Below are 26,024 nucleotides of genomic sequence, written 5' to 3'. Positions count from 1 at the left end.
GCATGGGTCTCTCTCAACGGGAGAGGAGACCTGCATGACGGACCTGTTCCGCCAAACCTACGGCCCCACCGCCCTCGTTACGGGCGCATCGTCTGGTATTGGACTGGCTTTCGCCGAAGAGCTGGCGCGGCGCGGACTGGATCTCATCCTCACCGCGCGCCGGGCGGATCGGCTGAAAGCGCTTGCGGACCGGCTGACTGCCGCCCACGGCGTGGCTGTCAGCGTCATCGGCGCTGACCTTCAGGAGCCGGACGCGCCCGCTCGCATCCTCCAGCGCACGGGTCATGCCGACATCGGCGTTCTCCTCAGCAACGCGGGATTCAACATCAAGGGCGGGTTCGAACTGCAGGACCCCGTGCGCATGGCAGGGATGCTGACGGTGAACTGTCACGCGCCGATGCAGCTAGCGCACGGCCTCCTCCCGCACCTCAAGCGGCGCGGCAAGGGCGGCATCGTCTTCACCGCCTCGGTCGAAGGTCTCATCGGCTGCCCTTACTCGGCCGCCTATTCGGCCACCAAGGCGCTTGTCGTGGCGCTTGGAGAGGCGCTCTGGGGAGAACTGCAAGGCACAGGCGTGGATGTGCTCACCCTGTGCCCCGGCGCGACCGATACCGAGGCTACCGCGGGCATGAAGGGGCTGGCGAACCTGCAAAGCCCGAACGACGTGGCCCGCCTTGCGCTCGACAATCTGCGCGAAGGCCCCACCTTCGTCCCGCATGAGCACTACCGCGCGATGTTCCAGGCGATACGGGCGCAGCCGCGCCGCGAAGCATTGGCCGCGATGGCAGAGAGCATGAAGCGCATGGCTAGGTAGCGGACCGCAGTGCCAGCCCGCTTGCCGACAGGAGTATCCCGGCCAGTATGAGCGCCATGCCGACCAGGTGATAGGCCTCCAGCAGCTCTCCCAGCAGCAGGGCCGAAAGCAAGGCGCCGAACAGCGGCATCAGCGTGATCGCCTGCCCCGCCGTGGCGGGCCCAAGCTGCGCCGTGACGGCGTTGTAGATGAAGTAGGCCAGGACCGAGGGGAATACACCTACGTAGAGAAAGGCGCCAACGACCGGCCAGCTCCACGCAACCACGTGGCCACGCGCCCATTCCCCGGCGGCCAGCGGCGCCATTGCGAGCGCACCGATGATGAACACCAGAAGCAGAAAACTACCCGGCGAAATCGGCGGTCTGGTGCGCAGCAGCACCGTGTAGAGGGCCCAGACGACCACACCCGCGAGGATCAGCGCATCCCCCGCGCCGAGGTGAAGCGCCTGCAGGGCCGAGACATCGCCCCTGAACACGATGAAGACCACGCCGATGCTGGAGACGAGCACGCCGAGCTGGTGAAGCGGCCCCGCCCTCGCCCCGAAGATGAGCCGGTTGAACACGAGAACGAGCGCCGGGATGGACGCCTGCAGCAGCAGCGCATTGGTGGCGCTGGTATGGCGCAGACCCGAGTAGATGAACGCGTTAAAGCAGACGATGCCGAGAAAGCCGAGCACCAGGATCGGGCGCCATCCTTCAAGCGCCGCGCGACGCTCTGCCCAGGCCTGCCGCGCCGTGAACGGGAGGACGATAAGCGCGGCGATCAGCCATCGGCCGAATGCCAGTGTGAACGGCGGTATCTCGTCCTTCACAGCCCGGCCGGTAATCGAATTGCCGGCCCAGAAGAGCATCACCAGCCCCAGCAGCACGAAGGCCCGGATCGTGGGACGCTCCTTCCCGGCAGCCGCCATTGCGGGGATCAGCCCAACGCCTTGTCGAGCATCCGCGCGAGCCGCAGGCCGGCACGCTGGATGCGTTCGTCGACGACCGGAATGGCCTGTTCGATCGCGGCGTTGGTCCACACGATGCGCGGCGGCTCCTTGACGTCGCACGGCAGCGTCCCGCCGAAGGCCAGCGGGTAGAGGAAGTCACGGCTGATCTCGTAGCTTTCGCGCGTCCAGTCCTCGAGATTTCCGGTCGCCAGTCGCCCCTTCTCCGCAGGAGAATAGACCCGCACGAGCGGCGGCGATGCCGAGGTGATCGCCCGCTCTGCCAGCGTGCTGTCCCAAATCGAATGCAGGTTGCGGCCCGGCGCGTCGCCGTAGTCCGCCTTGACCGCGTTTCCGCCCTGGTCCTCGTTCTCGCCGACGTGAAGCGGCTGGTGCAGGTCACCGACGAAGTGGACCAGGAAGGCCAGCGCCTCGAGGCGAAGGACGGGAGCGAGCTTGCGGTTCGCCAGCAGCTTTTCATCACGCTCGATCTGCGCGGTCGCGCACATGCCGTCGCGGCACAGCTGCTTCATGTCGAACGTGCCGCAGATGGGCTGGTCATGGTAATGCCAGGAGTTCTGGTAGGCCCAACGCCAGCGCTCACCCTTGATGCAATCCGGCCATGTCGCGGCATCCTCGATCGTGCGCATTGAGCATTGCGGTGTATCGATCTCGGCCTCGTGCGCCAGCAGCCGCCCGATCGCCGCGCGGGTTTCCGGCTTCACGTTGGCCATGGCGATGGAACCGATGGTGCGATGACCGTAGCTGCCCCAAGCCATGGCCTGGCTCGACAGAAGGCTCGCCGCGGCGGCGGCGATGATCAGCAACTTGCGCATGGGAAAGCGTTCAACCTCAGGTAACGGGATGCTCAAACTGTTCGATCACCCACTCCTCCGTTTCGGCCGCGGCGATCCAGGCTTGCATCCACTCGTGCTCCCATACCGCCTGCATGTAGGCCTGGGCGAAACCGGGTACGCCGATCCCGTACGTGAGGAAGCGGCTGACGATAGGGGCGTAGAAAACGTCCGCCGCGCCGAACGTGCCGAAGAGGAACGGCCCTCCTTTGCCGAACCGTGCACGCGCCTCCGCCCAAAGCGTGAGAATGCGCACGATGTCAGTGCGGGTCTCGTCCTCCAGGCCCGGCAACTGCACGCGGGCGCGGATGTTCATGGGGCAGTGGCGGCGCAGCGACAGGTAGCTGGAATGCATCTCCGCCACCATCGAGCGCGCCATGGCGCGCGCCGCGTCCTCCTTCGGCCAGAAACGATCGCGCCCCACCTTGTCGGCCAGATAGTCGACGATGGCGAGGGAATCCCATGCCACCGCGTCGCCGTCCCAAAGAATCGGCACTTTGCCCTGGCTGGGGGCCAGATCGTCCGAGCTGCGTTTCAGGCTCTCCCATTCCTCCCCGAAAAGAGGGACGGTGATCTCGTCGAAGTGCAGGCCCGACTGCTTGCAGGCGAGCCAGCCACGCAGCGACCAGCTCGAATAGTTCTTGTTGCCAATGATGAGCTTCACGGGACGGCGTTCCTCGAGTGGCTAGAGACCGGGCCTAGTGGCTACCACGCAGCCTGTCGAGGGCGACTACGCCCCCTGCCTCAGAACGCGCGGGTCAGCAGGTAGAACAGGGCACCGACGATCGCGCTTGCGGGGATGGTGATGAACCAGGCCACGATCACGCGGCTGGCGACCGACCAGCGCACCGCGCTGGCGCGGCGCGCGGCGCCGGTGCCGACCACCGATCCGGTGATCGCATGCGTCGTCGAAACCGGAATGCCGAGCGCGGAGGCCCCGAACACCACGATGGAACCCGCCGTCGAGGCGCAGAACCCGGAGTGATGGTTCAGCTTCGTCAGCTTGGACCCCATCGTCTTGATGATCTTCCAGCCGCCCGACATCGTGCCGAGAGCGATTGCGAGGTAGCAGGAGAGCACGACCCAGTGCGGCACGTGAAAGCCTTCCGGCATGTAGCCCGTCGAGTACAGCAGCACCGCGATGATACCCATCGTCTTCTGCGCGTCGTTGCCGCCGTGGCTGATCGAATAGGCGGCGCTGGAAAGCAGATGCAGGCTCTTGAAGATGCTGTTCGACTGGCGTGGGCTGGTGCCCTTGAACAGCCAACTCGTCACCAGCATCAATGCCATCGCAATGCCGAAGCCCAGCAGAGGCGACACGAAGATCGCCGCGATCGTCTTGATCGTGCCCGAGCTTTCCACCACGCCGAACCCGCCGTGCATCATGCCCGCGCCCAGCAGCCCGCCGATCAGCGCATGGCTGGAGCTTGAAGGAATACCCTTGATCCAGGTGAGCACATTCCAGAACATCGCCCCGACCAAGGCGCCGAAGACCACCGCCGGCGTCACCGCGTCGACCTGGATGATCCCCTTGCCGACCGTCTCCGCCACGTGCAGGCCCACGAAGAAATAGGCCGCGAAGTTTCCGGCGGCCGCGAAGAGCACCGCGAAGACAGGAGAGAGCAGCCGGGTCGCAACCACGGTCGCGATGGCGTTCGCCGCATCGTGCAGGCCGTTGAGGAAATCGAAGGCGAGCGCGAGCGCGATGAGGCCGATCAGCAGCGGCAGGGCAAGACTGTGGTCCATGGGTCGGGCCTTACGAGTGGTCGATGACCAGCCCGTCGATCTCGTTCGCAAGATCCTCGAAGCGGTCGACCACGCGTTCCAGGCGCTTGAACATTTCCTGACGCACGAAGAAGTGCATCGGCTCCTTGAGATCGGCCTTGAACAGCCGCTTCAGGCCGGCTGCGTGGATCTCGTCTGCATGACCTTCCATGCGCACAAGGCGCTCGGTGAGTTCATGCAGGCGGTGACCGTTGTCGCCGATCTTGCGAAGCAGCGGGATCGCTTCAGCGGTCAGCCGCGCGGAATCGACGATGATCGCGCACATGTCGATCATCTCGGGCTCGAACTCCGTGACGTCGTAGAGGTCGGACGCGTTCGCCGTCTGCTGCATCTCGTCGATGGCGTCGTCCATCGTGTTGATGAGGCTGGTGATGGCGGAGCGGTCGAACGGCGTCAGGAAGCTGCGGCGCACCGTCTGGAGCACTTCGCGCGTGATGTCGTCGGCATCGTGCTCACGCTCCGCGATCTCGCGGATGTGCTGTGCGCGGCCCGGCCCGCCCTGGGCGAGGCGGGCAAGCGCATCCGCACCCGCCACCAGCGTTGCGGCCTGCTTCTCGAACAGGTCGAAGAAGTTGCCCTGCTCGGGAAGGAGCTTCTGGAACCAGGCGAACATGGCATTGACCCCTGTCTTGCTTGCCACCGTATCCACGGCCACGCCAAGCAGGCGGGCGGGACTGGCGGCGGCGCGGAATTCACGTGCGCCGAAGGAACGGATGAGAGCGCGCAGATCTTCCTCGTCAACCGCAGCCGCTGCATCGGCAAGCGAAAACCACCTGCGTTCCCGCTGATGCTGTTCGTCCCAGGTTGCGAGTTCGTCGGTGACGGCGAAGGGATATACGTCGACGTCGGCCCAGACCGACGCGCCGGAATTGCGCTGCTTGCGATAACGGTATGAGCCCAGCGGCACCGGGCAGGTTGCCCCGAGCACACCGGCTTCTTCCTCGGCTTCGCGAGAGGCGGCGGCATGCGGGGCGATGCCCTTCATCAGGCCGCCCTTGGGAATGACCCACCGGCGCGACTGGCGCGAGGTGATGAGCAGGATCTGGATCGGCGCATCGACGGCATTGCCGATCGTGCGGTAAGGAAGAACGGCAATCTGGCGCATCGGCGAGATCTCCTTTCATCCCCATGCCAGCGAAGGTCGGCCCCATAAGGGACCAGCGGCCGTCACGCAATCGTCACATGCCGCAAATCACACTCTGATTGTGCACGGCCACCACGATCAGCCCGGGCAGCTGCGGGGCGGCCGTCACGCGATCAGGACCGCCACCCTCCGGCGGCGCGGGGAACCCTCGTCAAAGCTCCGAATCGCCGAGGACGGCGGCGCGCAGTTCGTCGATGCCCAAGCTTTTTTCCGAGCTGGTGACGTGGACCACCGGAAATGCGGCGGGGTGCTTGCGCGCTTCGGCGACGGTGGCGGCGTGGACGGCGTCCAGTTCGGTGGCCTTGATCTTGTCCGCCTTGGTCAGAACGAGACGGTAGCCCACCGCGGCCTGATCCAGCATCTCCATCATCTCGAGATCGACGGGCTTCACCCCGTGGCGCGAATCGATCAGCACGAGCGTGCGCTTCAGCACCACCCGGCCGCGCAGGTAATCGCGCACCAGCCGCCGCCAGGTCTCGACCACCTTGGGCGGCGCCTTGGCGAAGCCGTAACCCGGCATGTCGACCAACCGGAAGCGCAGCGGCTCGCCGACCTCGAAGAAGTTCAACTCCTGCGTGCGGCCCGGCGTAACCGAAGTCCGCGCGATCGCCTTGCGGCCGACCAGCGCGTTCAGCAGCGACGACTTGCCGACATTGGACCGTCCCGCGAAAGCGATCTCCGGAACCTCGGGATCAGGCAGGAACTTGAGCGCGGGCGCGCTCTTCAGGAACGTCACCGGTCCCGAAAAGAGCTTGCGCGCGCGCTCGGTCAGGTCGTCATGATCGTCGCTCACTTGGCGCGCGCCGCCGAGCGCTTCTTGTCCTGGGCGTCCTTTTCGGCCTGCGCCTTCAGCTGCGGATGGCGGCTGTAGAGATAGCTCTGCTGCGCGATCGTCAGGATGTTGGACGTGATCCAGTACACCAGCAGGCCGGATGCAAAGGGCGCCATGATGAACATCATGAACCAGGGCATAAGCTTGAAGATCTGCTGCTGCGCCGGGTCCATCTGGGCCGGATTAAGCTGGAACTGCAGGTACATCGTCACGCCCAGCAGGAGGGCCAGCACGCCGATTGCAAGGAAGCTGGGCGGATCGAAGGGAAGCAGCCCGAACAGGTTGAGGATGTGCAACGGATCGGGCGCGGAAAGATCCTTGATCCACAGCACGAACGGCTGATGGCGCATTTCGATCGCCAGGATCAGGGTCTTGTAGAGCGCGAAGAAGACCGGGATCTGCAGGAACATGGGCAGGCAGCCCGCCAGCGGATTGACCTTCTCCTGCTTGTAGAGGGCCATGATCTCCTGTTGCTGCTTCTGCTTGTCGTCCTTGTAGCGCTCCTGGATCGCCTTCATCTTGGGCTGGATGGCGCGCATGGCCGCCATCGAGGCGAAGCCGCGCTGGGCGACGGGGAACATGATGCCGCGCACGATGGCGGTCAGCAGGATGATCGCGACGCCGAAGTTGCCGACGAGGCTGAACAGCTTGGTGAGCAGCCAGAAGATCGGCTTCTCGAACCAGCGGAACCAGCCCCAGTCGATCGCGAGGCCGAAGTTGGCGATGCCCTGCTTCTCGTAGGCGTCAAGCACGGTGTGCTCTTTGGCGCCCGCGAAGATCTTGGTCGTCACGCTCTGCCGGGTGCGGGGCTGCACGACCTTCTGGTCGTAGACCACGTCGGCGCGGAAGATCTGGTTACCCAGCGAACGGAAGGTGCTTTCCGCCTTCGCGTTCACGGGGATCAGGGCGGACATCCAGTAGATGTCGGTGAAGCCGATCCAGTCCGCCTTGCCCGCTTCGGTGATGGTGCCGGCTTCGGCCACGTCCGAATAGTCGTTCCCGAAGGTCACCGAACCGTCGAACGCGCCGATCGGCCCCGAGTGCACGTTCCAGGTGTCGAGGCTGGCGGTCTTCTCGGTACGGTTCACAAGCGCGAAGGGCTTGACCACGACCGGGGCGCCGCCCGCGTTCTCGACCGTCTGCACCGCCGAGATCATGTAGTTCTCGTCGATGGAATACGTGATGACGAAGCGCTGGCCGGTCGGATTGGACCAGGTCAGCGTGACCGGCGTGCCGGGCGTCAGCGTGGCGTTGGCAGGCGCGGTCCAGACTGTGCTGGCCGTGGGCGCCGCAAGGCCGCCCTCACCCACCCAGCCGACCTGCGCGAATTGCTGCGCGGGCGTGCCGGCCGGCGAAAAGATGCGAACCGGACCCGAATCCTTCTCGACCGTCTCACGGTGGCGGTTGATGACGAGATCGTCGACGACCGCGCCGGTCAGGTTGATGGAGCCCGAAAGTCCGGGCGCCGCGATCCGGACACGTCCGCCCGAGGCGAGCTCGGTCTGGAGGTCTTTGCGTTCCAGCGCCACGTCCGCGGCATCGCGCAGACCGCCTTCGCGCGTGGGCTTGGTGGGGCTCGACGCCTTTTCCGCGCCGCCTGCCGCCACGACCTGGGTCGGCGTCTTGGCCTGCGGATAGAAGTAGCCGACCCCGGCCTCCCAGCCGAAGAGCACGAGCGCGGTCAGCAGGACCGCTAGGATGATGTTGCGCTGGTTTTCCACGAAGGCTTGTTTCCTGCTCGTATTCCGGTCAGCAGCGGCGCGGCGCCACCGGTTATTCTCTAGATCGCGTCAGTCCGGTACGGGATCGTGACCGTGCCCGCCCCACGGCTGGCAGCGCAATAGACGCCACAGCGCCAGCAATCCACCCTTGATCGCACCATGCTTGCGTACCGCCAGGATCGCGTACTGCGAACAGGACGGGGTGTAGCGGCAGGTGGGCGGCATGATCGCGGACGGGCCGATCTGCCAGAGCCGCGCGACACCGATGATCGCCAGCCCCGGAAGCGAGACGAGGAAGGCGAGTAACCGTTTCACTTGCGAGGCCCGCGCCTGCGGCCCTGCGGGCGAGGCGAATCGCCCTTTCCGTCCCGCGCCCGGCCAAGGGCGGCGATGAGTTCGGCGCGCAGCAGGGCGAAATCGCGTTCCACCCCGCCTTCGCGGCCGATCAGCACGTGATCGGTGTCCGCCAGCCCGTGTTCGGGAAGGAGTTCGCGCAGTAGGGCGCGGAACCGCCGCTTCATCCGGTTACGGACGACGGCGTTGCCGATCCTTTTCGTCACCGTGATGCCGGCACGTCGGCCAAGACCATCATTGCGGTTGGCCAGCAGCACGAAACCCGGACGCGCGACTCGCAGGCCGCGGTTGGCGGCCAGGAAGTCCGAACGACGGCTCAGGATAGTGTAGGCGTCAGCCATGTCGGCAAGCTAGGCACGGCTCGGCGCGAATGTCCCGAGGGCGATTCGCAACAAAGCAAAACGGCGCCAGCCCATGCCCTCGCCACAGGCGAAAGCGTGGGCTGGCGCCGCTCCGGCAAGGGCACGAAGCCCCTGCCATACCGGCGAATCAGGCCGAGAGCTTCTTGCGGCCGCGAGCGCGGCGAGCGCGAAGCACCTTGCGACCGCCGACAGTCGCGGTGCGAGCGCGGAAGCCGTGACGGCGGGCGCGGACAAGGCGGCTGGGCTGGAAAGTGCGCTTCATGTCAGTCCTCGGAAATTTGAACAAATAAGGGCCGCCCGAACCGGACGACCACGGAAATCGTTGGGCGCCGTTACTGGAGCGAGGGCACAGAGTCAAGAACAGGCGCGTACCGGGCGAACTGAAAGCGCGGTGCGACCTCGATCTGCACATCGTCCAGCGGCACCCACGCAGCCATCTCACCGGCCCCGAACCAGCGGGCGGAGGAAAAAGGAACGGCATTGGTCATTGCATAGAACGCGATCGCTTCGGCGGCGCTCATTCCCATCTGTCGGTAATAGTCCGTATAACGCCGGTTTTCGGGTGAAGTAGCCGCGTAGTCCGCAGCCTCCAACCCCGATTCGTCCTGCCACGAATGGACCGCGAACTCCGCGCCGGGATCGGCGTAGCGCCGGACACCCGCGAGGAAAAGCTCGACACCGCCGGATCGGACGGAACCGCCCGTCGGCACGTAAGTCGAGATCGAACGCTGGCGAATCATGCGGCCGACCTGCAGGTTTGCAAGATCGTCCTCAGTGCCCGGGCAGTCGATCATTTCCAATATCCGGATTCCCGGATGATCTTGCAGCATGGCCGCGAACTGCTGCGGCGTGTGGCTATCGGTCGCATCGACAAGTGCCGCCCGTCCTTCGTCAAGCACGCGAAACGGACCGTATGCGGCGCCCGCCGGCCTGGTCCGGGCGGGAGCGCCGGCGAGGCGGCGCTCGCTGCCGGCAGACGAAACGGAAGCGGCGGTGCCGGCCTCTCCCGCGGGAGCATCAGCGATGTCTTGCGCCTTGCCCAAAGGTGCGGCAGCGAACGCGGCACATGCAAGGCAGATGAGGAACGGGCGCATGCGCAAAAAGTGCGGCCGCCCCCCTTACCCACTTCCTGAGAAACAAGGTTAAAGTGCTGTAAGCCATGATTTTGGAAATGGCGCTATGGCCCTCCCCGGTACTAAGCCCCCCTCTTGCAAGGATTTCCTGAAGAAAGGCTTACACCGTGGTCGCCATTGTCTCGACCGTCGCGTACCTCGGGCTGGAGGCGCGCGCCGTTGAGGTGCAATGCCAGATTGCCCCCGGTATGCCGGGCTTCACCCTTGTCGGCCTGCCGGACAAGGCGGTGCGGGAAAGCCAGCAACGCGTCAGCGCGGCTCTGACCGCGATGGGGCTGGCGCTGCCGCCCAAGCGGATCATCGTCAATCTGTCGCCTGCCGATCTGCCCAAGGAAGGCTCGCACTTCGACCTGCCCGTCGCGCTCTCTCTTCTCGCCGCGATGGGCGTCATCGATGCCGAGCACCTTGGCGACTTCGTGGCCGTGGGGGAGCTTGCGCTGGACGGACGGGTGATCCCGTCCCCAGGCGTTCTGCTGGCCGCCCTCCATGCGAGCGAGTTGGAGAAGGGTCTCATCTGCCCCGCGTCGCAAGGGTCCGAGGCTCGATGGGCCAGCGGCGTGCCCGTGCTTGCCGCGCCCAATCTCATCAGCCTGCTCAATCACTTGCGGGGCCAGCAGGTGCTGCAAACCCCGCCGATGGGCGAAGTCGCTCCCCCGCCGCGCGGGCCGGATCTGCGGCAGGTAAAAGGGCAGGAAACCGCCCGCCGCGCGCTGGAGATCGCCGCAGCGGGCGCGCATAACCTGCTGATGGTGGGTCCTCCCGGAGCCGGCAAGTCGCTCCTCGCGTCCTGTCTGCCGGGAGTGCTGCCGGAACTCACCCCGGCAGAGGCCCTCGAAGTGTCCATGATCGCCTCGGTCGCAGGCACGCTGGAAGGCGGGCGCATCAGCCGCGCGCGGCCTTACCGCTCGCCCCATCACTCAGCGTCGATTGCTGCTCTAACCGGCGGCGGTATCAAGGTTCGGCCCGGCGAGGTTTCCATGGCGCACCTGGGCGTCCTCTTCCTTGATGAGTTGCCGGAGTTTCAGCGGCAGGCCCTCGATTCGCTGCGTCAGCCACTGGAAAGCGGGGAAGTGACGGTGGCGCGGGCCAACGCGCACCTCACCTATCCGGCCCGGGTGCAACTCGTGGCCGCCATGAACCCCTGCCGTTGCGGGCATCTCGGCGACCCGGCACTCGCCTGTTCCCGCGCGCCGCGCTGCGCCGCCGATTACCAGAGCAAGGTTTCCGGCCCCCTGCTGGACCGCATCGACCTTCACGTGGAGGTCGACCCCGTGCGCGCCGCCGATCTCGCGCTGCCCCCGCCCGAGGAAGGCAGCGCCGAAGTGGCCGCACGCGTGGCGCGGGCGCGGCGGGTGCAGACGGAACGCCTTGCCGGCACCGGCACCAGGACGAACGCCGAAATGGACGGCGACCGTCTCGAAAAGCACGCCACACCTGACGAGGGCGGGAAACGCCTGCTCTTCCAGGCTGCGGAGGCGATGCGGCTCTCCGCACGCGGCTACACCCGCATCCTGAGGGTGGCGCGCACGATCGCCGATCTCGCCGGAAGCGAGGGAGTTCAGCGCATCCACGTGGCCGAGGCTTTGAGCTACAGGCGCCAGGCTCCGCGCGCCTGACCGGACGCCTCGTTCACTCCTCCACGTCGAGCTGGCGCAGGACTTCGGCCACGACCTGCGGCGCTCCGGCGAAATCCAGGTGCGTGCAGCGAACCGCGACGGCGCGGTCGCGCTCCTGCGGCCAACCCGCTGCGGCGCGGGGATCGACGATGCCGTCCCGTGGGCTCCAGAGCGCCACGGTCGGCACGGGAGGCTTGGATGCGTGGCACTCGACGGGCGGCGTGTCCACCGTGTGCCCGGTGATGATCTGGTAGGCTCGCCACGCGTTGTTCGCGTGCCGATCGCCCGAAAAGGGCGAGCCCATCGTGATCACTTTCGCCACAAATTCCGGTTGCTGCCGCGCCACCTCCCGCGCGAAGACGCCGCCCAGGCTCCACCCGACCAGCGCGACCGGTTCCGCGTTTTCGGACGCTATACGGGCGACGCGGTCCAGGAGGAGGGAGAACCTGCGGGCGCTCGGCCCCATGTTGAAGCCGAGACCCCAGTCGTAGACGCGGTGCCCGGCCGCCCGCAACGCATCGGCCATCGGCTTCATGCGAAGCGGGTGCGTGCAGAAGCCGGGCAGGAGCATGACCGGCATCGGCCGCGCAGCGGCCGTCACCGCCTGCCCTCGATAGCCGCCGCGATAGAGCGAGCGAAGTTCGCCCAGCAGCAACCGCTTCGACGGAGCGCGGACGCCCTGCGGGTGTTGCTCGCGCACGAATGCGATACGCCGGGCTATCGCATCGCGCAGGCTTTCGCCGGCCGGAGGAACTTGCGCGTTCAGTCGCTCCATCAGGCCTCCGTCAGCATCAGGACGCCGGACAGTCGCCCACGCGCGTGGTGGTCAGGCGCAGGGTCATCTTCATCCCCTGACCAGGTAACGGGTTGCCCACGGGATCCACGTCGATGGTAACGTCCGAACGATTCGGCCCGAGCGTACCGGCCAGCTTCATAACCATCTGGCCCTGCCCCGCCGCCTTGCAGTCCATCTGCGCGTCCAGTTTTCCGCCGTTCACCTCGAAACGGGAATAGGCGCATTCGCTGCCCTTGCGCACGTCCTTGAACATGTCGCGGTAGCCCTTGTCGGCATCGGCCTGCGTTATGCAGACGAGGGTCTCCTGCTTGTCCGCCATCGCCGTCTTCATCTGCTCCGCCGCTTCGGGGGGAAGGCCCGGCAGGTCGAGCCGCGTCACTTCCAGAACCTGCCGGTACTGGCCCGGTTCCGGCGCGTCGAGCTTCGCGACCTCCTTCTTCAGGTCCGCCTCGCTGCGTGGCGCACCATCGGCCGTGTCCTCGGAACCGCAACCCGAGAGCGCCAGCCCGGCCAGCGCCGCCATCATGATACCTGCCTTCACCGCTCTCTCTCCCAGTGTACAAACCGCAGCGCTAACACCCGCTCGCCCCCACGCCAACGCACAATGCTGCGGCAGCTGTTGCCGTGACGAACGGCAGACCCCATATGTTCCGCCATGGCAGAGCTCATCATTCGTCGCGGCCTGGAAGAACCGGATACGACCGGCGCCTTCGTCCCTCACAAGCCGCAGCGGCCCGACAAGTCGATGCCGGGCAAGCCGTTCAAGATCGTCTCGGATTACGCACCCGCCGGCGACCAGCCCACCGCCATCGCCGATCTCGTCGCCTCCGCCCGCGAGGGGGAAAAGACGCAGGTGCTGCTCGGCGTCACCGGTTCGGGCAAAACGTTCACGATGGCCAAGGTCATCGAGGAACTGCAGCGCCCCGCCCTGATCCTCGCGCCGAACAAGATCCTCGCCGCGCAGCTCTATGCGGAGTTCCGGGACTTCTTCCCGGAGAACGCGGTCGAATACTTCGTGTCGTACTACGACTATTACCAGCCCGAAGCCTACGTGCCCCGGTCCGACACCTACATCGAGAAGGAAAGTTCGGTGAACGAGGCGATCGACCGGATGCGCCACTCGGCCACCCGCGCACTGCTGGAGCGCGACGACGTCATCATCGTCGCTTCCGTATCGTGCCTTTACGGCATCGGCTCGGTCGAGACCTACTCCGCCATGATCTTCGACCTGGAGACGGGCAAGGCCCAGGACCAGACCGAGATCATCCGCAAGCTCGTCGCCCTCCAGTACAAGCGCAACGACGTAGCGTTTTCACGCGGCAACTTCCGCGTGCGGGGTGATAACCTCGAACTGTTCCCGAGCCACCTGGAGGACGTTGCATGGCGCATCAGCTTCTTCGGCGACGAGATCGAGGAGATCGCCGAGTTCGATCCCCTGACCGGCAAGAAGGGCGCGGTTCTGCCCAAGGTGCGCGTCTATGCGAATTCGCACTACGTCACGCCGGGGCCGACGATGCGCCAGGCCAGCGAGGCGATCCGCTTCGAGTTGACGGAACGCCTGAAGGAACTGGAAGCCGAAGGCCGCCTGCTGGAAGCGCAGCGTCTGGAACAGCGCACCAACTTCGACCTCGAGATGATCGCCGCCACGGGATCGTGCAACGGCATCGAGAACTACAGCCGCTTCCTGACCGGCCGCCTGCCCGGCGAGCCGCCGCCGACGCTGTTCGAGTACCTTCCGGACAACGCCCTGCTCTTCATCGATGAAAGCCACCAGACGGTGCCGCAGATCGGCGCGATGGCGCGCGGGGACCACCGGCGCAAGATCACGCTGGCCGAGTACGGCTTCCGGCTGCCCTCCTGCATCGACAACCGGCCGCTACGCTTCAACGAGTGGGACGCGATGCGCCCGCAAACCTTCGCCGTGTCGGCCACGCCGGGGGGCTGGGAAATGGAGCAGACCGGCGGCGTCTTCGCCGAGCAGGTCATCCGGCCCACCGGCCTGATCGACCCGCCGGTGGAGATCCGCCCGGTCGAGGACCAGGTGCAGGACTGCATCGCCCAGTGCAAGGAAACGGCGGCCAAGGGCTACCGCACCCTCGTCACCACCCTCACGAAGCGCATGGCCGAGGATCTGACCGAGTTCATGCACGAACAGGGCGTGCGGGTGCGCTACATGCACTCCGACGTCGAGACGCTGGAGCGCATCGAACTGATCCGCGACTTGCGCATGGGCGTCTACGACGTGCTGATCGGCATCAACCTGCTGCGCGAGGGCCTCGATATTCCTGAATGCGGCCTCGTCTGCATCCTTGATGCCGACAAGGAAGGTTTCCTGCGCTCGGAAACCTCCCTGATCCAGACCATCGGCCGCGCCGCGCGCAACGTGGATGGCCGCGTCATCCTCTACGCGGACCGCATGACCGGATCCATGGAGCGGGCGATCGCCGAAACCGACCGCCGCCGCGCGAAGCAGGAGGAGTACAACGCCGAGCACGGCATCACCCCGCAGACGATCAAGCGCCGCATCGCCGACATCGTGGCGGACACCGCCAGCCGCGACGGCGTGGTGATCGACCTAGAGGACGACAGCACCAACAACCTCGTGGGCCACAACCTGCGCGGCTACATCGAAGACTTGGAAAAGCGCATGCGCGCCGCAGCCGCCGACCTCGAATTCGAGGAAGCCGGCCGCCTGCGCGACGAGATCCGACGTCTCGAACAGAGCGAACTTGGGTTGCCCGAGGCGGAACATAAAGCCCCCCGCGTCGGCCGCAGCAACGAAGGCAAGCCCGGAACACGCAAGCTGCGGTACGGCAAGACGCAAAGGAAGTTCGGGAAATAGGGCTGGGCCGCCATTTCGCTTGCCCAGCCCGCGGGGCAAAATCTTCAAACAGCACGACTGTCCGCTATCAACCCGCTTCGCGAGCAACTCTCATGGCGAGTAAGGGTGGATTTGCAGCCGTCAGCTTCTGGCCAGTAGGTTGCGATAGCTGCCGTCCCGAAAACGATCGCGTTCCGGGAATGGCCAAGCGGTAGCAAACCCGATCAGAGCTGAACGCCCTTGGCCGTCCAAGCCGCCATCTCACCATCGGCTAGGGTCAGCGATACGCGCCAGGTGTCGGTGCGGCGCAGGATATAGACATGCTCCCACTCGGCCACAGGAGCGCCGTCGGCCCCCATCATGCGATAAACCATGCGTGCCTGGGCAACGTTCGGGAACAACTCCTCGGCGGACAGCAGGGCACCTTCCGGTCGCACGATGCCTTGCGCTCGATAGAAGTCGAACAGTGAGATGCAATGATCGCGGAACGGGGATCGCGCCATGGCGAAATTGCCGTTGGGGGCGGGAAATAGCCCAACCTCGTCCCACAGCTCGCTTAACGCGTCGGCGTCCTCGCGAGCGAAGGCATCGACGTAGCGGCTGAAGAAGTCCGTGATTTCGTCATGAAAGGTCATGTCCGTCCTAGCGGTAGCGGAAGTGATGGCAGCGCTCGATCAGGCGACGCGCGGCTGGGCGAGGCAGACGTTCGCTTCCGCGAGCTGCATCTTCACGAGATCATTGAAGGCGAGGGTGGGATTGGCCTCGGCAAGCATCCCGATCTTCATCCAGAATTCGGCTTGGGCGTTGATCGACCGGCACATCACGGCGCTGGCGCGGCGGGCCTCCTCATGCAGTTTGTCATCAATCTTTACCAAACCCATTAGCCAACACCCGTCTTGTTGATATACGATTCGTTTATGAAACGCATATAATTCCGTCAATGGCTATCCCGACCTGTCGTCGCTCTGCCCATTGCTTTGCGCGCGTCGAATGGCCGGTTTCGGGATGCTGACCTTACCTCGCGAACTTCCGCAATGGGGCGGAACCGGGAAGTCCGCTCTGGAGGCAATCGCAGATACCTAATGAAGAGATGGGGGCGCTTGCGAAATGCCTCGCCCGGCGGGGCCACGAGGGCGATCCCGAACGCATAACGCCTCGCGCGGCCTGATCATCGCGGCCGCGTTTCCGGTAGTTTCAGCAGCACCGGCAGCACGCCTATCGCCACCAGCGCGATCATGACGCCGGGAGCACTCGGGCTTTGCGTGCGCAGGGTCAGCACTTGCGCCAGCCAGGGAGTCAGGCCGCCGAAGATCGCTGTCGCGGTCGTGGCGCCGAGGGCCAGGCCGCTCAGGCGGCCTTCGGCGGGCATCTGCTCGGCCGTTGCGACCGCTCCGACCGCGCTGACGCCGCCAGCCAGCGAAGCCAGCAGGATGGCGCCCAACCACACGGCCGCAGGGGCGGCTCCTGCAAGCAACTGGAACAATGCGTAAGGCAGCGCGGCAGAGAGCACGGCCAGGCTGACGAGGACGGGGCGGCGGCCGAAGCGGTCGGATAACAGCCCGACAACCGGGGTAACCAGTATTACGGCCAATCCTGCCCCGGTGGCGAGTTGCAGGGCCTGTGCTTCGTTCAGGCTTCCCGCAGTAGTCAGGAATACCGGCACATACGTGATGCCGACATAGTACGTGATGGAGCCCAGAGCCGAGATGGCGAAGCCGCGCAGAATACCCGACCGGTAATGAGTCATGGCGCGGCGAAGCGGTCGCCGAACCAGGGCACCCGCCTCCCTTTGCGCTTCAAACTCCGGCGATTCGGCCATGGCCGCGCGGGCAAGAAGAATCAGTCCGGCCAGTGCGGCTCCGACGAAGAAAGGGATGCGCCAGCCCCAACCATCGAGTACGGCGGTGGGCATCAAGGTCACGACCAGAGCCGACACCCCGGCCGCAAGGAGCCCGCCAACCTCGCTGGTTGCCGCCGCCAGCGAGGTGACGAGGCCGCGCCGATGTACGGGCGCGCCTTCGAGGAGATAGGCGACGACGCCGGTGTACTCGCCCCCGACGGCGAATCCCATGACGCAGCGCAAAGCCAGCAGCAGGACGCCGGCCACCGGCCCAATCTGCGCCGCCGTCGGCAGCAACGCGGTGAGCAGCATCGCCACCGTCATGAGCGCCATCGACGCGAGCAGCGTCGCCCGCCGCCCGTGCCGGTCTCCGAAGTGGCCGAAGACCGCTGCACCCACGGGGCGCATCAGGTAAGCCATCGCAAATCCCAGCAACGTGGTGAGCACCGCTCCTTTGCCCACGAAGAACACGCGGGACAGGACCGTGGCGAGGTAAAGGAAGAGAGTGAAGTCGTACCACTCCACGACGGTCGACAAGGCCGCGAGGGTAAGGGAGCGGCGGTCGAGCGAAGCGGGTGGTGCTGGCGGCATGGCGCTTACAACGCAATCGCCCTGCTGCGGCTGCATGCGGCACGATCCTCCCCGCGCAGGCCGCTGGGCTCCTTCACTTCCCAGGTCGCGCACGTACGCAGCGCAGGCCCGGTCGTCAGCTCCAGGTGGCTTCGGGCGGCAGGCTCATCAGGATCGCGTCGATGTTGCCGCCGGTCTTCAGGCCGAACAGCGTGCCACGGTCGTAGACGAGATTGAACTCGGCATAACGGCCGCGCCATTCGAGCTGCTGTGCCTTATCTTCCGGCGTGAAAGCCATGCCCATGCGGCGGCGGACCAGGCGCGGGAACACGGCAAGGAACGCCTCCCCCACGGCCTGCGTGAAGGCGAAGTTGGCTTCCCAGGCTGCTTCGTCCGTGCACTCGAGATGGTCATAGAAGATGCCGCCGACGCCGCGATGGACCTTGCGGTGGGGGATGTAGAAGTACTCGTCCGCCCAAGCCTTGAACCGGTCGTAGTAATCCGCGCCATGCGCATCGCAGGCGCCCTTGAACGCGGCGTGGAACTCGGCGGTATCCTCGGCGTAGGGCAGCGGCGGGTTGAGGTCCGCGCCGCCGCCGAACCACGCCTTGGTAGTGGTGAGGAAGCGGGTGTTCATGTGGACCGCCGGGACGTGCGGGTTGGCCATATGCGCGACGAGGCTGATGCCCGTCGCGGAGAACGCGTTGTTCTCCGCCGAGGCGCCGTTGATGGTCGCGGCAAAGTCCTTCGCCAGCCCGCCGGAGACGGCGGAGATGTTGACGCCGACCTTCTCGAAGACGCGGCCCTTCATGAGGCCCCGCGTCCCGCCGCCGGTCTCGCCGCCTTCCCCTTCGACGGCGGTGCGCTGCCATGGCGTGTAACCGAACACCGCCTCCGAACCCGCCTCGCGCTCGATCGCCTCGAACTCAGCGCAAATACGGTCCCGCAGGCTACGGAACCAGTCGCTGGCGCGCGCGGTGTAGGGAGTCCAGTCAGTCATCCGTGTCCTCATGGCAAGGCGGCGTCGCTTTGGCGCCGTCAAAGTCCATGGCGCGCTTGCCAAATCGAACCGGCTGCGGCAAGGGAAAGCCATGGTTCCCTTTTCGTTCTGCTCAGAGGAGATGCGGCTCGTCGATGAAGGCAGCCGAGGCCCCAGCGCGCTGTTCTGGCCGCGTGAGCAGGCCCTCCTTGTTGCGGACCTGCACCTTGAGAAAGCCAGCTTCTTTGCCCGCACAGGGCAGATGCTGCCACCCTACGACACGCGCGAAACGCTGGAGCGCGTCGCCTCCGCCATCCGTGTGACGGGGGCCCGCCGCGTCTTTGCGCTGGGAGACAGCTTCCATGACAGCAAGGGACCGGCGCGGCTTGAACCGCACGCTGCTGGCATGCTCTCCGCTCTAACGAGGGCGCTCGACTGGGTGTGGATCACCGGCAACCACGATCCTCATCTCGGTGCCGAAGCCGGGGGAACACGGGTGGAGGAGATGGCCGTGAACGGGCTGATGCTGCGTCATCAGGCGCTGCCCGGCACGCGCGAAGCCGAAGTCTCCGGCCATTTCCATCCCCGCCTCGTGGTTGAAGCGCGCGGAAGACGGATCGCTCGCCCCTGTGCCGTTCGCAGCGAGAACCGGCTCATCCTTCCTGCGTTCGGCGCCCTGACCGGCGGAATGAATGCAGGCGATCCGGTTATCCTATCGGCCCTTCAGCCTGCCGACGCGATCGAAGCGCTCGTGCCGGCACGTGGCCAGCTGGTTCGCTATCCGCTCTGGCGTAAAGCGGCCTGAAGGCCTATATAGCGCCCGTGGCCGCACCCTCGGCCGGGGCATCATGCGAATCGTGACGAAATCCTGCTTTGCGCGGGACGCCGATTCGCATTAATGACCGCCGAATTCAGCCACGTCGACAGTAACGACTCAGGAGAACGCTTATAGCACCCCCACCCCGGCGCATGATGACGCCACCGGTCAAGAGTGGACCGCGCTACAATAACATGATCCAGTCGGACAAGGTCCGCGTCATCGACCAGGATGGCGAAAATCTGGGCGTCATGTACACGCGCCAGGCTATCGAGCAGGCTGCGGATGTGGGTCTGGATCTCGTTGAGGTTTCCCCGAACGCGGATCCGCCGGTGTGCAAGTTCCTCGATGTGGGCAAGTACCGGTACGAGGCTCAGAAGAAGGCCAACGCCGCACGAAAGACGCAGAAGACGCAGGAGATCAAGGAGATCAAGATGCGTCCGAACATCGATGACCATGACTACGACACCAAGATGCGCAACGTCGTGCGCTTCATCGGTGACGGTGACAAGGTCAAGGTGACGCTGCGCTTCCGCGGCCGCGAACTTTCGCACCAGCAGCTGGGAATGGACCTGCTGCGCCGCGTCCAGCAGGACGTCGAGGAAGTGGCGAAGGTCGAAGCCTACCCGCGCATGGAAGGCCGCCAGATGCTGATGGTGCTGGCGCCGAAGTAAGCGCCGCCGTCCGGAGCTGACGAAACACAAAGGGCGTGGCCGATGGCCGCGCCCTTTGTCGTTTCAACTCACGATAGCGTCAAAACGCCGATCAGCCCCGCCATTCCCGGCGCTCCTCCGCCGCGCGCAGGACTTCGTAGGCAAGTTGGTAGGTCTGGAACGCCTTGGCGGCTTCGGGATCGTTAGGCCGAACATCGGGGTGGACCTCCTTGGCGCGGCTGCGCCAGGCCTTGCGCACGGCATCGAAATCGGCATCGGGATCGAGCCCAAGAGCTTCGAGAGCCCGCAATTCGTCCCTGCTGCGGGTCCCGTCTCCAGAACCGGCCCATCCATAGTGCGCCGATTCGCGAAAGCCGGAGGCTTCGGAACGTTCGCTCGCCTCGCGTTCGGCGGCTTCCTCCGCGTCAAGACCGGCGAAGTAATCCCACCCCGCGTTGTATTCGGCGGCGTGGCGCTGGCAGAACATCCAGCGGTCCGGGCTGTTGGGGCTTTTGGGCGCGGGGCAGTTCCCGGGCTCGGAACAGCCGTGGCGATCGCACAGGCGCACCTGTGCCGCTTCGCGCGAACTGCCATAGCCGCGCCAGCGTGGGAACCCCCAGTCAGTGGATCGGCGTGCGCGGCTCATCAGATGAGCGATATGCTCCGAACGCCCTGCGATTCAAGCCTTGGGAAGGGAAATATCATACTGTTCGGAAAGGACCCGGCGGCCCGCCGGGTCCTCCACGTTCCTCAATCGATGGTGACGGTCACAGCGCGGCGGTTCTGGGCCCACGACTGTTCGTCGGAGCCGAGAGCGATCGGGCGCTCCTTGCCGTAGCTTACGGTGGTGACGCGAGCAGGATCGATGCCGAGGCTGACCAGGTAGTTCTTGGCGGCATTGGCGCGGCGTTCACCCAGCGCGATGTTGTATTCGCGGGTTCCGCGTTCGTCGCAGTGACCTTCGATGGTGACGCGCTTGGCCGAATACTGCTGCAGCCACTGCGCCTGCTTCGTGAGCGCCGCCTGATCTTCCGCGTCGATGTCCGTCCGGTCGAGGCCGAAGTAGATCGTATCCGAGCCCATCATCTTCGCGACGAAGTCGGCCTGGCTTCCGGGCTGCGCGCCGTAGCTGTCGGTCGGACCGGTGGGCGCGGCGGTGGCCGAAACCGGATCGGGCGGCAGCTGCGCAGGAGCTTTCTTGCCGCACCCGGACAGCGCCAAGGCGCCGGCTGCGACGAGCGCGACCGCGCCCGTGCGGCTTACGCGCAGAGTGGAGAGGAAAGAAGGCATCGGCAGACTCCTATGCAGCTCGCCCCGGAAATGGGCGGCATGGTAATTTGGTTCCGTTCAATTTCCTACACAAGCAAGATGAACGCTGCGCAACCCGGCACACCCGGTCGGGTCTGGAGAATCCAGGCGGCGCGTACGCGTCTCATCTCCGGCTTCAGGGGCGAACCGGCCCCCATGCGGGGTCCGATGCACCAACCGGAGTGGGCAGCTTGCGCTCGTTTCGGCCGGTGAGGTCCACCTGCCAGATCGACGCCAGGCCGGAGCGCTGTTCCGTACGGAAGAACTGCACGATGCGGCCGTTGGGGGACCAGGTCGGAGCTTCGTCCTGCCAGGAGTTGGTCAGATGGCGCATGCCGCCCCCGCCAGGCGTCATCACCGCGACGCGCAGGTTCCCGGCGATGTGCGTGAAGGCGATCTGGTCACCGCGCGGGCTCCACTCCGGCGTGGCCGCACGGCCTCCGAAGAAGCTGATGCGCCGCTGGTTGGATCCGTCCGCATTCATGACGTAGATCTGCTGGCTGCCCGATCGATCGCTTTCAAAGACGATCTGCGAGCCATCGGGCGAATAGCTTCCGCCGATGTTGATACCGGGCCCATTGGTCAGACGCTGCGGGGTGCCGCCGCCCGCCGACGAGATGCGGTAGATGTCCGTCGTACCGCCCTTCGCCACTGAATAGAGCACCCATTTGCCATCCGGCGACCAACGTGGTGCAAGGGTCGGAGCGCCGGTGCGGGCGATGAGCGTCTGCCGGTCAGTCGCCAGATCGTACGCGTAGATGCTCGGCTGTCCGTTGAGATAGGACAGGTAGAGGATCTTGCGGTAGTCCGGCGAGTAGCGCGGCGTCAGCGCCATGGACTGCCCACTGGTGAGATAGCGATGGTTCGCGCCGTCGGAATCCATGATCGCAAGACGCTTCATGCGGCGGTCCTTGGGACCGGTTTCAGCGATGTAGGCGATCTTGGAGTCGAAGAACGGGCTTTCTCCGGACAGGCGGGAATAGACCATGTCGGCACACTTGTGTGCCGCGCGGCGCCAGTCGGAAGGCGGCACCTGCCAGCCGCCCTTCACCAGCTGCTGCTTGAGCTGCACGTCATAGAGATAGCAGCCAACTGTCAGATTGCCGTCGCCGCCGGCCCGCACATAGCCCTGCACGAGCATGTCGGCCCCGCGAGATACCCAGGGTGCATAGTCCGGTGACTGAACCTGCGGATAAGACGGCTGCGGAAGGCCGTCCGGCCCTGAGGGCTTGAACAGACCGTTGTTCTTGAGGTCACCGGCAACCACTTGCGCCAGGGCGCGGCCGAGCTGCACGGTCGAGCCGGCATTTGTCCGGGTCGGCACATCCGCATCGGTGGCGAAGGTCGTGATGGCGATGCCGAGATCCTGCCACTCGCTCTCGTCGGAGACGGTGACCTCGAGGCCACCCTCCGTCTGAGGCTCGACCGGGGTCGGCACCTGCGCGGCAACCCCACTTGCGGCGGACAGCAGCAGACCAAGTGCGAGGATGCGGGTTATCTTCATTGCGATAGCCTTCTGTCAAAGTTTGTCGTGACGACCTTCCAGCCCTCGTAAAGGTCGTCGGGCAAGCTGAAGGGAGCGGCCAGCCGGACTGCGCGAACGGCCTGCTCCTGGTGACGCGTCACCTGTGCCTGGTTCGTGGCGTTCTGCCCCGTCGTGCTGACCACCTGCGGCGCACCGGCCAGGCTGCCATCACGATTGAGGCGGAAGCGCACCTTCGTCACCAGCAGTTCCACGTCGGCGCCTTGTGGCGCCTGCCAGTGCGGCTTGAGCTGCCGATTGATCGCCGCGCCAAGGGCCGAGCGGGCCTGCGCGCCGATCTGGGCAGCGGGCGTTCCCGTCTGCCGCGTGGCAGTGGCTCCCGGCGTCCCGTTCTTGAAGGCATCATCGAAGGCACTGCTTCCTGCCTTCTTCGGCGCGGCAGTGGCCTTGGAAGCCGACGCGCCGCTGCTGCCGGAAGCGGGCTTCGCGGCCGGCTTGGCCACAGGCTTGGCTGCGGACGGCTTAGTCGCAGGCTTGGCCGCAGGCTTCGCGGTCGTCTTCTTGCTGACGATGTCGTCGATTGCGCTGGTCTTGCGCGAGGGCGAAGGCTTTGGTGCAGGTTTCGGCTTTGGCTTCGGCACGGGCTTGGGAGTTGACTTCGGCTGCGGCTTCGGCGCGGGCTTGGGAACTGCCTTCGGCGTGGGCCGCGGCTCCGGCTTCGGCGCGGGCTCCGGACGCGGCTTCTCGGTCACACGAGGTGCAGGCGCCGGGGCGGGCGCGGGTTCCGGATCCGCGACGGGCGCAGGTGCAGGCTCCGGCGGAGCGGCGGCAGCGGGCGGTGCCGGCTCGCCCTGCTCCGGTCCGGCGTCAGGCGCCGCCTTGCCGGGGTCGGGCGCGGTCGAGGTCATCCCCACCTGATCGCTGATGGTCACGGCGATACGCTCTGGCGGCTTCACCACGTCATTCGAGCGCGGGCTGAACAGGATCGCGCCCAGCACCGCCAGATGCAGTGCCACGGCAACGGCCAGGCCGACCCCTTCATCCTTGCGCAATCCCAGTGCAGCCATCAGCCGGAACCTAGCCTGAGCGCCTTAACCGCCGCTGACATCTGTCACCAGGGAGATGGAGCTGAAGCCCGCGCGATTGAGTTCGCCCATGACCTCCATCACGCGTCCGTATTCCAGCGCTTTGTCGGCACGCAAAGTGACGAGCGGCGGCTTGCCATCCGGCCCCCGCGGTGTGGCAGCCAGCCGGTCCGGCAGCTCACCCGGGGCGAGCTCGTTTTCTTCATAGAAGACGGCGCCGTCACTGCGCACGGTGATGGTGATCTGGCCCTGCTCCTCGCTCATCGCCTTGGCCCGGCTTTCGGGGAGCTCGATGGGGACCGCCGCTTTCAATAGCGGCGCCGTGACCATGAAGATGATCAGCAGCACCAACATCACGTCCACGAGCGGTGTGACGTTGATTTCCGCCATGGGGCCGCGCGCGCCGCGCCGGCGCCGGCGGCCGCCCCCTCCGGAGAGGCCCATCGCCATCAGCGCTGCTCCAGCTGACGCGTCAGGGCGGCGTGCAGGTGGTCCGCGAACCGCTGCAGGCGGGCCTCGAAGCCATTAACGCGATGCGAAAAGCGGTTGTAGGCGATCACTGCGGGGATAGCGGCGAAGAGGCCGATTGCGGTTGCAAACAGCGCCTCGGAGATACCCGGCGCCACGACAGCCAGGGACGAGTTCTGCTGCTGACCGATCTGGAAGAAGCTGTTCATGATGCCCCAGACCGTACCGAACAGACCCACGAAAGGGGCCACCGAGCCGACTGTGGCGAGAAAGTTCAGGCGGTCCGACAGCTTGTCGGCCTCTTCGCCCACAGCCGAGTTCATGACGCCGGCGATGCGCTGGCGGGCGCCCTCAAGGTCGATGTTGGCCGCCGCGTTGAGCTTGAATTCTCCAAGCCCGGCACCGGCGACCTTGCCCATCGGCACGTCGCCACGACGGCGTTCCTTCTGGTAGACATCGAAGTTCTGCGCCTCCCAGAACCCTTCCTCGTACTCGTCGCAACGGCGGTTCACGGCACCCATGCGAAGGGTGAAGGTGACGATGATCATCCACACCCAGACACTGGCCAGAACCAGCCCGGCCATGATCGCCTGAACGACGATATCGGCGTCGAGAAACAGCTTAACCGGATTGAGATGGTCATTGTCGCCGGCGAAACTGATAGTCGAGGCAAGCAGATCGAGCGTCATTCTGGTCCTTCCGGGGCCGGATTGGCGATGGGAACAAGTGAGGTAAAAGCCTGTTGCCAGGCTTCAGGTTGTCGGCGTGGTCGTCCTTCAGGGCTGATGAACCCTACCTTTACGAGCCCTTCGCAAAGCCGAACGCCGTCGCGCAACGCGACCTGCCGCAGGGTGCAGGCAACCCGCCCGACGGTGACGGCGCTCGTCTCGATGACGATCGTATCGCCCAGTCGTGCGGGAGCCAGGTAACGCAGGTTCGCCTCGGCTACGGTGTAGAGGCCGGTACCTGCCTCAAGCGCGGCCCGCTGGTCTATGCCAAGGACGTCGAGGAGATCCGATCGTGCCCGCTCGAACCACCGAAGATAATTGGCGTGGTACACCACTCCGCCGGCGTCGGTGTCCTCGTAGAACACGCGCAAAGCATAATGGTGCACGTCGCCGGCGATCACGCCGGATGCGGGCGCGGGTAAGGAGGCTGGTGCGTCCATCATGCCCGGATGTGTAACGGCAGGGCACATGACTGCAAGCCCGCCCCACCAGTAACCACCCCCGCTACCTGTATTGCGAGGTAAATTTCCGGTGGATTGCGGCGATCAGTCGGCGATCATCTGGTAGAACTGTCGGCCGCCGAAGATATGGAAATGCAGATGGGGCACTTCCTGATGGCCGCTCGCCCCCATGTTCACCATCAGGCGATAACCGGGGCCGTCGAGCTCCAGCTGGCGCGTGACGTTGCCGACGGCGCGCATGAAGCCTGCGATCTCCGCATCGTCGGCCTTCATGGTGAAATCATCCCACGAGACATACGGCCCCTTCGGGATCACCAGCACGTGCACGGGTGCCTGCGGACGGATGTCGTTGAAGGCGAGCGCGTGATCGTCCTCGTAGACCTTGGAGCACGGCAGTTCACCGCGCAGGATCCTGGCGAAGATGTTCGTGTCGTCGTACGGCAGTGTCGGGTCGATCGGCATCGGTTTCTCC

General features: G+C 65.6%; 30 protein-coding genes. 5 read left to right on the top strand and 25 right to left on the bottom strand.

The window, feature by feature from the left end; all coding sequences use genetic code 11:
• Positions 1-34 precede the first annotated feature (34 nt).
• Positions 35-814 (top strand): SDR family NAD(P)-dependent oxidoreductase, encoded by a 780-nt coding sequence (locus tag QOL62_RS07210; RefSeq protein ID WP_283405748.1) that lies wholly within the window; start codon positions 35-37, stop codon positions 812-814.
• On the opposite strand, the gene QOL62_RS07205 is transcribed toward QOL62_RS07210, so the two are convergent.
• The 11 genes from QOL62_RS07205 to QOL62_RS07155 form a co-directional block, all read right to left on the bottom strand.
• Positions 807-1,724, bottom strand: a complete 918-nt coding sequence (locus QOL62_RS07205) for a DMT family transporter (protein ID WP_283405747.1) — start codon at positions 1,722-1,724, stop codon at positions 807-809. The genes QOL62_RS07210 and QOL62_RS07205 overlap by 8 nt on opposite strands.
• A gap of 8 nt (positions 1,725-1,732) precedes the next feature.
• Positions 1,733-2,578 (bottom strand): S1/P1 nuclease, encoded by an 846-nt coding sequence (locus QOL62_RS07200; RefSeq protein ID WP_283405746.1) that lies wholly within the window; start codon positions 2,576-2,578, stop codon positions 1,733-1,735.
• 16 nt (positions 2,579-2,594) lie between these two features.
• Entirely contained in the window at positions 2,595-3,260 is a 666-nt protein-coding gene (locus QOL62_RS07195; RefSeq protein WP_103727556.1) for a glutathione S-transferase family protein, read from the bottom strand.
• An 80-nt stretch (positions 3,261-3,340) separates the two neighbouring features.
• Positions 3,341-4,342, bottom strand: coding sequence for an inorganic phosphate transporter (locus QOL62_RS07190; RefSeq protein WP_103727555.1), 1,002 nt, complete (start codon positions 4,340-4,342; stop codon positions 3,341-3,343).
• A 10-nt stretch (positions 4,343-4,352) separates the two neighbouring features.
• A complete protein-coding gene (locus tag QOL62_RS07185; RefSeq protein WP_103727554.1) occupies positions 4,353-5,486 on the bottom strand; it encodes a DUF47 family protein in 1,134 nt (377 codons plus the stop codon).
• A gap of 190 nt (positions 5,487-5,676) precedes the next feature.
• Positions 5,677-6,318, bottom strand: a complete 642-nt coding sequence (gene yihA / locus QOL62_RS07180; RefSeq protein WP_103727553.1) for a ribosome biogenesis GTP-binding protein YihA/YsxC — start codon at positions 6,316-6,318, stop codon at positions 5,677-5,679.
• Positions 6,315-8,078: a membrane protein insertase YidC gene (gene yidC / locus QOL62_RS07175; RefSeq protein WP_103727552.1), complete on the bottom strand. Its 1,764-nt coding sequence runs from the start codon at positions 8,076-8,078 to the stop codon at positions 6,315-6,317. The genes yihA and yidC overlap by 4 nt, the downstream gene beginning before the upstream one ends.
• A gap of 69 nt (positions 8,079-8,147) precedes the next feature.
• A complete protein-coding gene (yidD, locus tag QOL62_RS07170) occupies positions 8,148-8,393 on the bottom strand; it encodes a membrane protein insertion efficiency factor YidD (RefSeq protein WP_283405745.1) in 246 nt (81 codons plus the stop codon).
• On the bottom strand, positions 8,390-8,773 hold the full coding sequence (gene rnpA, locus QOL62_RS07165; RefSeq protein WP_103727550.1) for a ribonuclease P protein component: 384 nt from the start codon (positions 8,771-8,773) through the stop codon (positions 8,390-8,392). Before rnpA ends, yidD begins: the two co-directional genes overlap by 4 nt.
• A 148-nt stretch (positions 8,774-8,921) precedes the next feature.
• Positions 8,922-9,056 carry a 50S ribosomal protein L34 gene (gene rpmH, locus QOL62_RS07160; RefSeq protein ID WP_039388288.1) on the bottom strand — a complete coding sequence of 45 codons (135 nt, stop codon included), beginning with the start codon at positions 9,054-9,056 and terminating at the stop codon, positions 8,922-8,924.
• 70 nt (positions 9,057-9,126) lie between these two features.
• Positions 9,127-9,837, bottom strand: a complete 711-nt coding sequence (locus QOL62_RS07155) for an alpha/beta hydrolase (protein WP_283405744.1) — start codon at positions 9,835-9,837, stop codon at positions 9,127-9,129.
• 197 nt (positions 9,838-10,034) lie between these two features.
• On the opposite strand from QOL62_RS07155, the gene QOL62_RS07150 reads away from it, so the two are divergent.
• Positions 10,035-11,543: a YifB family Mg chelatase-like AAA ATPase gene (locus tag QOL62_RS07150; protein WP_283405743.1), complete on the top strand. Its 1,509-nt coding sequence runs from the start codon at positions 10,035-10,037 to the stop codon at positions 11,541-11,543.
• 13 nt (positions 11,544-11,556) lie between these two features.
• Here the strand turns inward: QOL62_RS07150 and QOL62_RS07145 are convergent, their stop codons facing one another.
• Both QOL62_RS07145 and QOL62_RS07140 read right to left on the bottom strand, forming a co-directional pair.
• Positions 11,557-12,318: an esterase/lipase family protein gene (locus QOL62_RS07145; protein ID WP_283405742.1), complete on the bottom strand. Its 762-nt coding sequence runs from the start codon at positions 12,316-12,318 to the stop codon at positions 11,557-11,559.
• A gap of 16 nt (positions 12,319-12,334) precedes the next feature.
• Complete coding sequence (locus QOL62_RS07140; RefSeq protein ID WP_283405741.1) at positions 12,335-12,880, bottom strand: DUF3617 domain-containing protein; 546 nt, start codon at positions 12,878-12,880, stop codon at positions 12,335-12,337.
• A gap of 114 nt (positions 12,881-12,994) precedes the next feature.
• Between QOL62_RS07140 and uvrB the strand changes: the two genes are divergently transcribed.
• Positions 12,995-15,181 (top strand): excinuclease ABC subunit UvrB, encoded by a 2,187-nt coding sequence (gene uvrB / locus QOL62_RS07135; RefSeq protein WP_103727386.1) that lies wholly within the window; start codon positions 12,995-12,997, stop codon positions 15,179-15,181.
• Between the two features lie 203 nt (positions 15,182-15,384).
• On the opposite strand, the gene QOL62_RS07130 is transcribed toward uvrB, so the two are convergent.
• The 4 genes from QOL62_RS07130 to hemF all read right to left on the bottom strand — a co-directional run bounded on the left by QOL62_RS07130 (position 15,385) and on the right by hemF (position 18,570).
• The gene (locus tag QOL62_RS07130; protein ID WP_283405740.1) at positions 15,385-15,795 is read right to left on the bottom strand and encodes a DUF6841 family protein; all 411 of its coding nucleotides are present in this window, start codon (positions 15,793-15,795) and stop codon (positions 15,385-15,387) included.
• 39 nt (positions 15,796-15,834) lie between these two features.
• Complete coding sequence (locus QOL62_RS07125; RefSeq protein ID WP_283405739.1) at positions 15,835-16,041, bottom strand: ParD-like family protein; 207 nt, start codon at positions 16,039-16,041, stop codon at positions 15,835-15,837.
• A gap of 287 nt (positions 16,042-16,328) precedes the next feature.
• Entirely contained in the window at positions 16,329-17,627 is a 1,299-nt protein-coding gene (locus tag QOL62_RS07120; RefSeq protein WP_283405738.1) for an MFS transporter, read from the bottom strand.
• 79 nt (positions 17,628-17,706) lie between these two features.
• The gene (gene hemF, locus QOL62_RS07115; protein ID WP_283405737.1) at positions 17,707-18,570 is read right to left on the bottom strand and encodes an oxygen-dependent coproporphyrinogen oxidase; all 864 of its coding nucleotides are present in this window, start codon (positions 18,568-18,570) and stop codon (positions 17,707-17,709) included.
• A gap of 91 nt (positions 18,571-18,661) precedes the next feature.
• Between hemF and pdeM the strand changes: the two genes are divergently transcribed.
• Complete coding sequence (gene pdeM / locus QOL62_RS07110; protein ID WP_283405736.1) at positions 18,662-19,354, top strand: ligase-associated DNA damage response endonuclease PdeM; 693 nt, start codon at positions 18,662-18,664, stop codon at positions 19,352-19,354.
• A gap of 164 nt (positions 19,355-19,518) precedes the next feature.
• Positions 19,519-20,040 carry a translation initiation factor IF-3 gene (gene infC, locus QOL62_RS07105; protein WP_103727391.1) on the top strand — a complete coding sequence of 174 codons (522 nt, stop codon included), beginning with the start codon at positions 19,519-19,521 and terminating at the stop codon, positions 20,038-20,040.
• Between the two features lie 91 nt (positions 20,041-20,131).
• Here the strand turns inward: infC and QOL62_RS07100 are convergent, their stop codons facing one another.
• The 8 genes from QOL62_RS07100 to QOL62_RS07065 form a co-directional block, all read right to left on the bottom strand.
• Positions 20,132-20,665 carry a J domain-containing protein gene (locus QOL62_RS07100; protein ID WP_103727392.1) on the bottom strand — a complete coding sequence of 178 codons (534 nt, stop codon included), beginning with the start codon at positions 20,663-20,665 and terminating at the stop codon, positions 20,132-20,134.
• A gap of 104 nt (positions 20,666-20,769) precedes the next feature.
• Positions 20,770-21,309: a peptidoglycan-associated lipoprotein Pal gene (pal, locus tag QOL62_RS07095; protein ID WP_283405735.1), complete on the bottom strand. Its 540-nt coding sequence runs from the start codon at positions 21,307-21,309 to the stop codon at positions 20,770-20,772.
• A 154-nt stretch (positions 21,310-21,463) separates the two neighbouring features.
• The gene (tolB, locus tag QOL62_RS07090; protein WP_283405734.1) at positions 21,464-22,831 is read right to left on the bottom strand and encodes a Tol-Pal system beta propeller repeat protein TolB; all 1,368 of its coding nucleotides are present in this window, start codon (positions 22,829-22,831) and stop codon (positions 21,464-21,466) included.
• Positions 22,828-23,877: a hypothetical protein gene (locus tag QOL62_RS07085; protein WP_283405733.1), complete on the bottom strand. Its 1,050-nt coding sequence runs from the start codon at positions 23,875-23,877 to the stop codon at positions 22,828-22,830. The genes tolB and QOL62_RS07085 overlap by 4 nt, the downstream gene beginning before the upstream one ends.
• Before the next feature lie 24 nt (positions 23,878-23,901).
• Entirely contained in the window at positions 23,902-24,345 is a 444-nt protein-coding gene (locus QOL62_RS07080; protein WP_103727396.1) for an ExbD/TolR family protein, read from the bottom strand.
• On the bottom strand, positions 24,345-25,052 hold the full coding sequence (tolQ, locus tag QOL62_RS07075) for a protein TolQ (protein WP_103727397.1): 708 nt from the start codon (positions 25,050-25,052) through the stop codon (positions 24,345-24,347). Before tolQ ends, QOL62_RS07080 begins: the two co-directional genes overlap by 1 nt.
• Complete coding sequence (locus QOL62_RS07070; RefSeq protein ID WP_283405732.1) at positions 25,049-25,534, bottom strand: YbgC/FadM family acyl-CoA thioesterase; 486 nt, start codon at positions 25,532-25,534, stop codon at positions 25,049-25,051. Before QOL62_RS07070 ends, tolQ begins: the two co-directional genes overlap by 4 nt.
• Before the next feature lie 102 nt (positions 25,535-25,636).
• A complete protein-coding gene (locus QOL62_RS07065) occupies positions 25,637-26,014 on the bottom strand; it encodes a histidine triad nucleotide-binding protein (RefSeq protein ID WP_103727399.1) in 378 nt (125 codons plus the stop codon).
• Positions 26,015-26,024: the final 10 nt, after the last annotated feature.

It is taken from the genome of Novosphingobium panipatense (assembly GCF_900182875.1).
In the GTDB taxonomy this organism is placed as follows: Bacteria; Pseudomonadota; Alphaproteobacteria; order Sphingomonadales; family Sphingomonadaceae; genus Novosphingobium; species Novosphingobium panipatense.
Note: the sequence above shows the minus strand (reverse complement) of the source record. Positions and strands in the feature narration are given on the sequence as shown.